Here is a 1,424-nt window from a genome sequence, read left to right on the forward strand (position 1 = left end):
AAATCAAGAGGCTTTTTTGTTAGTTCGTTATAAAGAAAGTATTTGAATCCAGCTTTAACGACCGACCACTTTCGAAAAGCCTCTTGAGAAATCAAGAGGCTTTTTTCGTTTTAGCGAGAAAAGAGGTTCGAATCCAGCTTTAACGACCGACCACTTTACATTAAGCCTTTCGAGTAATCGAAGGGCCTTTTTGTTGGTTTGTCATGAATAGCCTGAATTCAATATCGGTAACCGAGCACTTCCTGTAAGCGTTTTGAGAAGTCAGGAGGTTTTCCATAGCAAACGTCCCACTTTAACGACTGGTTACCTTACTGGGGAGCAGCTTCTCAAGGATGTATCTGCAGATTGTTTCTCAGGATACATTTGGATACAGAGTCCTAAATCGACATCACATATAGTGAGCTCACTGTCATTTGAACGATGTAAAAGGACTAACTCCATGAAAAAAATCTATTTCGCTATCTCAGCTATCTTATTGTCTAATGCCGCATTCGCAGAGGGCGGTAATACCTATATTCGCAACGGCAACATATACAGTCATCAAGGGCAGTTTTTTGCGGGTGCTGGTGCCGCAACAGGCAGTGAGTTTTATAAAGGGCAGGACCATAAAACAGGTGTCTATATTAACGGTGGTTATCATGGTGAGGACTTTAATGCTGATCTTGCGGGTGTGAATTACCGTTTCTTTGGCTCAAACGATAGTACCATTAACTTCAGTGTTTTTGCGACTGCAAACCCAGCTTTTGACGCAGATGATGCCGATATCTTAAAAGGCATGAAAGATCGTAAAATTAGTGGGGATTTAGGCTTAAATGCCGATCTTCACCTAGGGCAAGGTACTCTCTCTGGAAAATTCCAACATGATGTAACCGGTGTTTACGATGGTTACCAAGCAGACGTCACCTATTACCATCCGATGAATATTGGCTTTGCTGATTTCGTGCCTTATGCAGGCGTTCATTACTTTAGTAAAGACTACGTGAACTATTACACAGGGGTCTCTAAATCTGATGCCACAGTTAATCGTCCTGTATATCAAGCTGATGGAGCATTTGCTTATAAGGTAGGTTACGCAATGGTTGTTCCTATTAGTGAGCATCTAGATATTACCCAAGCAACGGGTTACTCACGTCTAAGTTCCGATATGGCTGACTCGCCGCTTATCGACAGCAATAACCAGTGGGTAACGACCTTAGGTATTAACTACAGTTTTTAAAGATTAATACCAGTTGTATTAAAAGTTTGAGCGTTCAGCGTTTTGCCAATTTTTTACCTCAGCAGAACTGCGTGAGACCTTCAGTCTTTCCACCTTTGCTTTGTATTGGCTCAAAAGAGAATAAACATTTCTTTAGCAATGTGCTTTGAATTGAAAAGACTGAGGGGTTCTGAACGGGTCAAATACTTAATGCGATTGGTATCAGACT

General features: G+C 41.3%; 1 protein-coding gene. It reads left to right on the forward strand.

All coding sequences use genetic code 11. From position 1 onward, the window contains the following. Positions 1-439: 439 nt before the first annotated feature. Positions 440-1,216, forward strand: a complete 777-nt coding sequence (gene ompV, locus AB4238_RS01985; protein WP_372030873.1) for an outer membrane protein OmpV — start codon at positions 440-442, stop codon at positions 1,214-1,216. Positions 1,217-1,424 lie beyond the last annotated feature (208 nt).

Origin of the sequence: Shewanella sp. 10N.286.45.A1, from assembly GCF_041470405.1 — a bacterium.
Lineage (GTDB): Bacteria > Pseudomonadota > Gammaproteobacteria > Enterobacterales > Shewanellaceae > Shewanella.

Excerpts from the sequence above, each read along its gene's own strand:
- ompV (WP_372030873.1), top strand. The coding sequence starts at position 440 with ATGAAAAAAATCTATTTCGCTATCTCAGCTATCTTATTGTCTAATGCC.